This is a genomic window from Klebsiella sp. EMBS2024 (genome assembly GCF_036233805.1).
Taxonomy (GTDB): domain Bacteria; phylum Pseudomonadota; class Gammaproteobacteria; order Enterobacterales; family Enterobacteriaceae; genus Klebsiella; species Klebsiella pneumoniae.
In genome coordinates, this window is record NZ_JAZARW010000001.1 from 279,181 (window position 1) to 287,212 (window position 8,032).

Sequence of the window (8,032 nt, forward strand, 5' to 3'; positions counted from 1 at the left end):
TTTAACTCAATGAAAATAAACATAATTTATTGCAGTTTTATGTTTTAACCGCTTTTTTAGCCGATGAAATAAAAAAAGCATAAAATTCGCATCTGTTTTTGCTATGCTGTATGGGTATACAGTGTTGAGTCTGACGATGCGTAAAATTATCCATGTCGATATGGACTGTTTCTTTGCGGCGGTGGAGATGCGCGACAACCCAGCGTTGCGCGATATTCCCCTCGCGATAGGCGGCAGTCGGGTACAACGTGGCGTGATTAGTACCGCGAACTATCCTGCGCGTAAGTTTGGCGTGCGCAGCGCCATGCCGACGGCGACGGCGCTCAAGCTGTGCCCGCATCTCACGCTGCTTCCCGGCCGCTTCGATGCCTACAAAGAAGCCTCGAACCATATCCGCGAAATTTTCTCCCGCTATACCTCGCGCATTGAGCCGCTGTCGCTGGATGAAGCCTATCTTGACGTCAGCGACAGCGAGCATTGTCACGGGTCAGCCACCCTGATAGCCCAGGAGATCCGCCAGACCATCGAACGGGAGCTGCGCCTCACCGCCTCGGCGGGGGTAGCGCCGGTGAAGTTTCTCGCTAAAATCGCTTCAGATATGAATAAACCCAACGGCCAGTTCGTTATCGCTCCCCATCAGGTGGCAGAGTTTGTGCGGGCGCTGCCGCTGGCGAAAATACCCGGCGTCGGGAAGGTATCGGCAGCGAAGCTGGAAAATATGGGCCTGCGAACCTGTGGCGATGTGCAGAACAGCGATCTGGCCATGCTGCTTAAGCGCTTCGGTAAATTCGGGCGTATTCTGTGGGAGCGCAGCCACGGGATTGATGAGCGGGAAATTCATAACGATCGGCAGCGTAAATCGGTGGGCGTGGAGCGCACCTTAGCGGAAGATATCCATGAATGGCCGGAGTGCGAAGCGATTATCGAAAACCTCTATCCCGAGCTGGAGAGGCGACTGGCGAAGGTCAAACCTGACCTGCTGATCGCCCGTCAGGGCATTAAACTGAAATTCAATGATTTCCAGCTGACCACCCAGGAGCACGTCTGGCCGCGGCTGAACAAAGAGGATCTGATCGCCACCGCGCACAAAGCCTGGGATGAGCGCCGCGGCGGACGGGGCGTGCGCCTGGTTGGGCTCCACGTGACGTTGCTCGATCCGCAGCTGGAAAGGCAGCTTTTATTAGGGATTTAGCCATGCATATTCGTGCTTACCGCGACAGCGATTTGCCACTGCTCTGCCAGATCTTTCTGCGCGCGGTGCGGGAAACCGCCAGTCGGGACTATACCCCGGGGCAGATCGCGGCCTGGGCGCAGGTGGATGAGACGCGCTGGCGACAAAAGCTGGCCGACTCAATCGGCCTGGTGGCCATGGTCAACAGCCAGCCGGTTGGCTTTATCACCGCCATCGGGACGCATATCGATTTGCTGTTCGTCTCGCCGGATCGTGCCCGCCAGGGTATCGGCGGCGCGCTTATCGAGGCGCTCTGCGTTCAGTATCCAGCGCAAATCCTGACGGTAGACGCCAGCATTACCGCAAAGCCCTGTTTTACGGCTCATGGTTTTAAGGTAGTGGCTGAGCAGCGGGTGGCGGCGCACGGGGAGTGGTTTATTAATTACCGGATGGAAAAACGCGTGGCGCTATGGTGATGCGGGGTAAAACCGGCGGCGGGCCGCCGCCGGNTGTGGGGCTTATTTAGCCGGAATGGCTTTCAGCAGCTCGGTCAGCAGCGTCCAGTACTGACCGACGCTCTCGATATGGACCTGCTCATCCGGGGAGTGCGGACCGGTAATGGTTGGCCCGATGGAGACCATGTCCATCTCCGGATACGGTTTTTTGAACAGACCGCATTCCAGACCGGCGTGAATGATCTGGATGTTCGGCGTCTTGTTGAACAGACGCTGGTAAGTCTCGCGCACCAGGTGCATCACCGGCGAATTGGCGTCCGGTTGCCAGCCAGGGTAAGCGCCTTTGGCTTCGGTTTTCGCCCCCGCCAGCTTACCCAGAGAATCCAGCATGCTGACCACGTAGTCTTTGCCGCTGTCGATCAGCGAGCGGATCAGGCAGTGGATCTGTACGTTGTCATCGGTCATGGTGACGACGCCGACGTTCAGCGAAGTTTCCACTACGCCTTTCGCCACGTCAGAGTTGCGGATAACCCCGTTCGGCGTGGCGTTCAGCAGACGGATGAAAGTGTCGCGGGAAGCCTGAGTCAGCGCCGCTTTGTCGTTATCGACCGCTTCCAGGAGCACCACCAGGTTCTTCTCTTTGGCCTCCAGCTCGTTTTTCAGCAGCGCCTGGTAAGTATTCACCAGCGCTTTCAGCGCATCGGCTTTATCCGCGGCGACGGCGACAGTAGCGTAAGCTTCACGCGGGATGGCGTTGCGCAACGTGCCGCCGTTGAAATCGACCAGACGCAGATCCAGCTCATCGGCGTGGCCGGCGAGGAAGCGCGACAGCAGCTTGTTGGCATTACCCAGACCAAGGTGGATATCACCGCCGGAGTGGCCGCCTTTCAGCCCTTTTAAGGTGACTTTAAAGCTCTGGAACCCGGCGGGAATCGCTTCGCGGGTCAGCGCCAGGTTAGAGGTGAAATCGATCCCGCCGGCGCAACCCATATAGATTTCGCCTTCTTCTTCGGAGTCGGTGTTGATCAGGATATCGGCCTGTAGCCAGTTGGCCTGCAGACCGAACGCGCCGTCCATGCCGGCTTCTTCGGTCATGGTCAGCAGCACTTCCAGCGGGCCGTGAGCGACGCTATCGTCGGCCAGTACCGCCAGTGCGGACGCCATTCCGATACCGTTGTCCGCGCCCAGCGTGGTGCCGCGCGCTTTCACCCATTCGCCGTCAATGTACGGCTGGATCGGATCTTTAACGAAGTCGTGGACGGTGTCGTTATTTTTCTGCGGCACCATATCGAGGTGCGCCTGCAGCGCTACCGGCTTACGGTTTTCCATACCGGCAGTCGCGCCTTTACGAATCAGAATGTTGCCAACCTGGTCGCGTTCCGCATGTAAGCCTTTTTCTTTTGCCCAACCCATAATGTGCTCGGCGAGCTGTTCTTCGTGATAGGACGGGTGCGGGATGGAGCAAATCTTGGCAAAAATATCCCAAAGCGGCTGCGGGGATAGTTGAGACAGTTCAGACACGGTAAGTCTCCTTACAGACTCCTGCATACAGCGGTTGCAGGACGAGGGTTAGCGTTAAAATACACAACAAGCCCGGGCTTGCGCGATGGGGTTGAGAATACCACTTTCCACCGCCGCAGGTAGTGTAAACAACGCAAAAAGCGTTGCGCAAACCGCTTAGCACTGGTTTTTAGTGCGTCAGATCTCTATAATCTCGCGCAACCATTTTCCCCCTCGAACATTATTTAAGCCGTATTACACAGGCTGGGACACTTCACATGAGCGAAAAATACGTCGTCACCTGGGACATGTTGCAGATTCACGCCCGCAAACTGGCCAGCCGTCTGCTGCCGGTTGAGCAATGGAAAGGCATTATTGCCGTTAGCCGCGGTGGACTGGTACCGGGAGCCTTACTGGCGCGTGAACTGGGCATTCGTCATGTTGATACCGTATGCATCTCCAGCTACGACCATGATAACCAGCGCGAGCTGAAAGTGCTGAAACGTGCGGAAGGCGATGGCGAAGGCTTTATCGTCATCGACGATCTGGTGGATACCGGCGGTACCGCCGTGGCGATCCGCGAAATGTATCCCAAAGCGCACTTTGTCACCATTTTCGCCAAGCCGGCAGGCCGCCCGCTGGTGGACGATTACGTTGTGGATATTCCGCAGGATACCTGGATTGAACAGCCGTGGGATATGGGCGTGGTGTTTGTACCGCCTATCGCAGGTCGTTAATTCTTCAGGACAGTGCTATTTACCACGCCCGGCTTGCCGGGCGTGGTTTTTTTTATCCTTTAGCAGGTTACAATATCCGGAGTGGCACTACGACGGAGACTGCACATGTCACAGGCTAACCTCAGCGAAACGCTGTTTAAACCTCGCTTCAAACATCCCGAAACTTCTACGCTGGTGCGTCGGTTTTCTGCCGGAAAACCCCAGGCGATGCAGTCGGCGCTGAGCGGCAATCACGTCGATCACTGGTACCGTCTGATCAACCGTTTGATGTGGATCTGGCGCGGCGTAACTCCGCAGGAGATCCTCGATGTGCAAGCGCGCATTGTGATGAGCGAGGCCGAACGAACCGATCCTGAGCTGTTCGATACCGTCATCGGCTATCGCGGCGGCAACTGGATCTTCGAGTGGGCGAAAGAAGCCATGCAGTGGCAGCAAAAGGCCGGGCAGGAAGCCGATCCTTTGCTGAGCGGCCGCCACTGGCTGCATGCCTCGAACCTGTATAGCATTGCCGCTTATCCGCATATTAAAGGCGATGAGCTGGCGGAACAGGCGCAGGCTTTAGCCAACCGGGCGTATGAAGAAGCCGCCCAGCGGCTGCCGGGCTCGCTGCGCGAGCTGGAGTTCACCATCCCTGGCGGCTCGCCGATAACCGGGTTTTTGCATATGCCGAAAGGCGAGGGGCCGTTTCCGACGGTGCTGATGTGCGGGGGGCTGGACTCGCTGCAGACCGATTATTACAACCTGTATGAGAACTACTTCTCACCGCTCGGCATTGCCATGCTGACCATTGATATGCCCTCCATCGGCTTCTCGTCAAAATGGACGCTAAATCAGNACACCAGCCTGCTGCATCAGCACGCGCTGCGCCATCTGGAAAATGTGCCGTGGATTGACCATACCCGGGTCGCCGCTTTCGGCTTCCGCTTTGGCGCCAATATCGCGGTGCGTCTGGGCTATCTGGAGCCGCAGCGGCTGAAGGCTGTAGCCTGTCTGGGCCCGGTCGTTCATGGTCTGCTGGTGGATCCCCTGCATCAGGGGCGCGTGCCGGAGATGTATCTTGACGTGCTGGCTTCGCGGCTGGGCATGCATGACGCCTCCGATGAAGCGCTACGCGTGGAGCTCAACCGCTATTCGTTAAAAACCCAGGGACTGCTGGGGCGCCGTTGCCCGACGCCGATGCTCTCCGGCTTCTGGAAGGACGATCCGTTCAGCCCCGAAGAGGAGTCGCGGTTAATCACCTCGTCATCTGCCGATGGCAAACTGCTGGAGATCCCGTTTAACCCGGTGTATCGCAATTTTGATCACGCATTGCGACAGATCGCCCGCTGGATCAATCATAGATTTGGTTAATTTATTGCTAAATTCTATTGGTTTGGTAAAACAGTTGCATCACTAAAGGAGATCGCAATGACGTTACCGAGTGGACACCTGAAAAGTAAGTTGATCAAGAAATTCACGGCGCTGGGGCCTTACATTCGCGAAGAGCAGTGCCATGATAACCGTTTCTTTTTCGATTGCCTGGCAGTTTGCGTCAATGTTAAGCCCGCACCGGAGAAGCGTGAATTCTGGGGCTGGTGGATGGAAATGGAAGCACAAGAGTCACGTTTCACCTATAGCTACCAGTTTGGCCTGTTCAATAAGGAAGGATCATGGCAGGCGGTCGACATTGGCGACCCGGAAGTGAGCGACAGGCTGGAAAAAACGCTGCGCGAGTTTCACGAGCGCGCGGCAGCGCTGCTGACCACCTTTAATCTGAAGCTGGAACCGGCCGACGATTTCAGCGAGCCGGTTCGCCTGCGGGCCTGATTGATCTACGGATACGATTTCTCCACGCCCGTGCGGCGTGGAGATGCGTGCCGCCATACCCGTAATTTCCCCCCCTCCATCTGACTCACCCTGCCTGCGGCGACAGCTTGCCAGCCATCGCCTGTTGAATAATCGGGATCGGAGTCAGTAAGTGCTCGCGCATCAGCGCGCTGGCCTGTTCGGCGTCGCGCGCCAGAATAGCGTCCACCAGGGTCTGATGCTGGACATGCTTATCTTCCAGCATCTCCACCGACAGCACGGTAGTGCGCAGCCAGATGAAGCGGTAGCGGGCCGCCAGATCGAACAGCCGTTCGCGCATCTGCAGCAGATACTGGGAGCCGCAGCCGGCGACGATGGCGGTGTGAAACGCCTGATGGCGCTGATCCCATTCATCCAGTAAGCGCTCACTCGCCTCGCACGACTCCAGTTTGTTGAGCAGGTGGGCGCGGGCCAGCAGCTCGGCTTCCCACTCGTCGCCGCCGCGTTCAATGGCGAGACGCACCAGCATGGCCTCCATGTTGGCACGCGCGTCGAAGATATCGAGAAGCTCCTGTTCCGACATGGGCGCCACCCGATAGCCTTTCTGATTGACCACCGTTACCAGCCGCTCGGCCACCAGTTGCGAAAGCGCCTCGCGCAGCGGACCGACCCCCAGGCCATAGCGTGACGTCAGCAGGCTCATCCGCAGCTTCTCATCGGGGTGGTAAACCCCGCGGATGATGTCGTTTTTTAACCAACGGTACCCGTCAATGGCCGTCGCCTGGGGAATGGCGGTCATGTTCTTACTCCTGAATACTCTTCCCGGCGGGCGCCGGGAACAGAGTTAACGCGTATTTTGCAGCGGCAGTTTTTGCCACAATACCAGCTTTTTCCAGCGTGACATAATCGGTACCGTACAAATAATTCCCAGTGCTAACAGGCCGGTAGAGATCACCTCCAGCTGCTGCGCCGGACGAAACAGCATCACCACCAGCACGAAGGTGATAAAGGCGATCACCAGCCAGGTCAGGTACGGATAGAGCCACATTCTGAGACGGATCTCGCCGCCTTGCGCCTGAAGGATTTTGCGCATCCGCAGTTGTGAAACGGCGATCACCAGATAGACCAGCAGGGCGATGGCGCCAGAGCTGTCGATGAGAAATTTAAACACCTTGGCGGGGGCATAGTAGTTCACCACTACGGTGAGGAACGCCGCGCCGGTGGAGAGCAGCACCGCCACGTATGGCGTTTTGCTGCGGTTGGTCCGGCCCATAATGGCCGGCGCATCGCCGCGACGGCTCAGGGAGTAGAGCATCCGCGAGGCGGTATACAGCGCCGAGTTCAGACAGCTGGTGACCGACAGGAGGATCACGCCGTCCATAATCAGCTTGGCATAGGGAATATGCAGCAGCTCGAGCACCGAGCGGTAGGAGCCGATGCTCTTCAGCCCCGGCATATTCCATGGGATGAGGGCGACGACGATAAAGATCGAGCACAGATAAAAAATAGAGATACGCCAGATCACCGAGTTGGTGGCGCGCACGATATGTTTATCCGGGGTATCCGATTCGGCGGCGGCGATGGTGACGATCTCCGCGCCCATAAACGAGAACATGGTGATCAGCATCGCGCTCAGCACCGCGCCGAAGCCGTTAGGCATAAAGCCGCCGTGATCCCACAGCCGCGAAATGCCGCTCACTTCGGCATAGGGATAAAAGCCGGTAATGGCGACCGCGCCCAGTACGATAAACGCCAGAATAGCGATCACTTTGCACAGCGCCAGCCAGAACTCGAATTCGCCGTAGTTCTTGACGCTCAGCAGGTTACTGCCGGTGAGGGCGAGAGTGATGACCAGGGAGAACAACCACACCGGGACGCCCGGCACCCACGAATGCAGAATAATCGCCGCGATATTGGCTTCCAGCGGAATAACCAGGACCCAGAACCACCAGTACAGCCAGCCGATGGTATACCCCGCCCAGCGGCCGATGGCTTTATCGGCGTAGGTGGAAAAGGAGCCGGTATCCGGCGTGGCGACCGCCATTTCGGCCAGCATACGCATAATCATCACCACCAGCAGCCCGGCAAACAGATAGGCCAGCAGCACCGCCGGGCCTGCCTCGGCAATGGCGACGCTGGATCCGACAAATAAACTCGCGCCGATCACCCCGGCGATAGATAACATCGTGACGTGGCGCGACTTCAGCCCCGCCCNTAAATCCTGTGATTGCGACAGTTGCCCCATCATTTACCCTCTCGAAGTGTGTCACCTGGGAGAGCGCCCCGACGTTCCCGCGCCGGGGCACGCGTATTATTGTTGTTTTGCAGGTCTCGTCTTCATTCCCTTACGAACGTACTTCGCTTCCGCATGTGTTCTGTTCTAT

At 57.5% G+C, this 8,032-nt stretch carries 8 protein-coding genes; 5 read left to right on the forward strand and 3 right to left on the reverse strand.

Annotated elements, in window-relative coordinates:
* The first annotated feature begins 136 nt into the window (after window positions 1–136).
* Together dinB and VZP09_RS01315 are read left to right on the forward strand one after the other, a co-directional pair.
* Window positions 137–1,192: a DNA polymerase IV gene (gene dinB / locus VZP09_RS01310; protein ID WP_002889726.1), complete on the forward strand. Its 1,056-nt coding sequence runs from the start codon at window positions 137–139 to the stop codon at window positions 1,190–1,192.
* Window positions 1,193–1,194: 2 nt separating this feature from the next.
* A complete protein-coding gene (locus tag VZP09_RS01315) occupies window positions 1,195–1,647 on the forward strand; it encodes a GNAT family N-acetyltransferase (RefSeq protein WP_016530033.1) in 453 nt (150 codons plus the stop codon).
* Window positions 1,648–1,689: 42 nt separating this feature from the next.
* On the opposite strand, the gene pepD is transcribed toward VZP09_RS01315, so the two are convergent.
* Entirely contained in the window at window positions 1,690–3,147 is a 1,458-nt protein-coding gene (pepD, locus tag VZP09_RS01320) for a cytosol nonspecific dipeptidase (protein WP_016530034.1), read from the reverse strand.
* A 257-nt stretch (window positions 3,148–3,404) separates the two neighbouring features.
* Between pepD and gpt the strand changes: the two genes are divergently transcribed.
* The 3 genes from gpt (at window position 3,405) to crl (ending at window position 5,669) form a co-directional block, all read left to right on the forward strand.
* Window positions 3,405–3,863: a xanthine phosphoribosyltransferase gene (gene gpt, locus VZP09_RS01325; RefSeq protein WP_002889733.1), complete on the forward strand. Its 459-nt coding sequence runs from the start codon at window positions 3,405–3,407 to the stop codon at window positions 3,861–3,863.
* A gap of 105 nt (window positions 3,864–3,968) precedes the next feature.
* Window positions 3,969–5,213 carry an esterase FrsA gene (gene frsA / locus VZP09_RS01330; protein WP_328794847.1) on the forward strand — a complete coding sequence of 415 codons (1,245 nt, stop codon included), beginning with the start codon at window positions 3,969–3,971 and terminating at the stop codon, window positions 5,211–5,213.
* 57 nt (window positions 5,214–5,270) lie between these two features.
* A complete protein-coding gene (gene crl / locus VZP09_RS01335; RefSeq protein ID WP_004177332.1) occupies window positions 5,271–5,669 on the forward strand; it encodes a sigma factor-binding protein Crl in 399 nt (132 codons plus the stop codon).
* 85 nt (window positions 5,670–5,754) lie between these two features.
* Here the strand turns inward: crl and csiR are convergent, their stop codons facing one another.
* Window positions 5,755–6,447, reverse strand: coding sequence for a DNA-binding transcriptional regulator CsiR (gene csiR, locus VZP09_RS01340; RefSeq protein WP_004191866.1), 693 nt, complete (start codon window positions 6,445–6,447; stop codon window positions 5,755–5,757).
* 45 nt (window positions 6,448–6,492) lie between these two features.
* On the reverse strand, window positions 6,493–7,893 hold the full coding sequence (gene gabP / locus VZP09_RS01345; RefSeq protein WP_328795460.1) for a GABA permease: 1,401 nt from the start codon (window positions 7,891–7,893) through the stop codon (window positions 6,493–6,495).
* Window positions 7,894–8,032: the final 139 nt, after the last annotated feature.

Excerpts from the sequence above, each read along its gene's own strand:
- VZP09_RS01315 (WP_016530033.1), top strand. The coding sequence starts at position 1,195 with ATGCATATTCGTGCTTACCGCGACAGCGATTTGCCACTGCTCTGCCAG.
- csiR (WP_004191866.1), bottom strand. The coding sequence starts at position 6,447 with ATGACCGCCATTCCCCAGGCGACGGCCATTGACGGGTACCGTTGGTTA.
- gpt (WP_002889733.1), top strand. The coding sequence starts at position 3,405 with ATGAGCGAAAAATACGTCGTCACCTGGGACATGTTGCAGATTCACGCC.
- crl (WP_004177332.1), top strand. The coding sequence starts at position 5,271 with ATGACGTTACCGAGTGGACACCTGAAAAGTAAGTTGATCAAGAAATTC.
- dinB (WP_002889726.1), top strand. The coding sequence starts at position 137 with ATGCGTAAAATTATCCATGTCGATATGGACTGTTTCTTTGCGGCGGTG.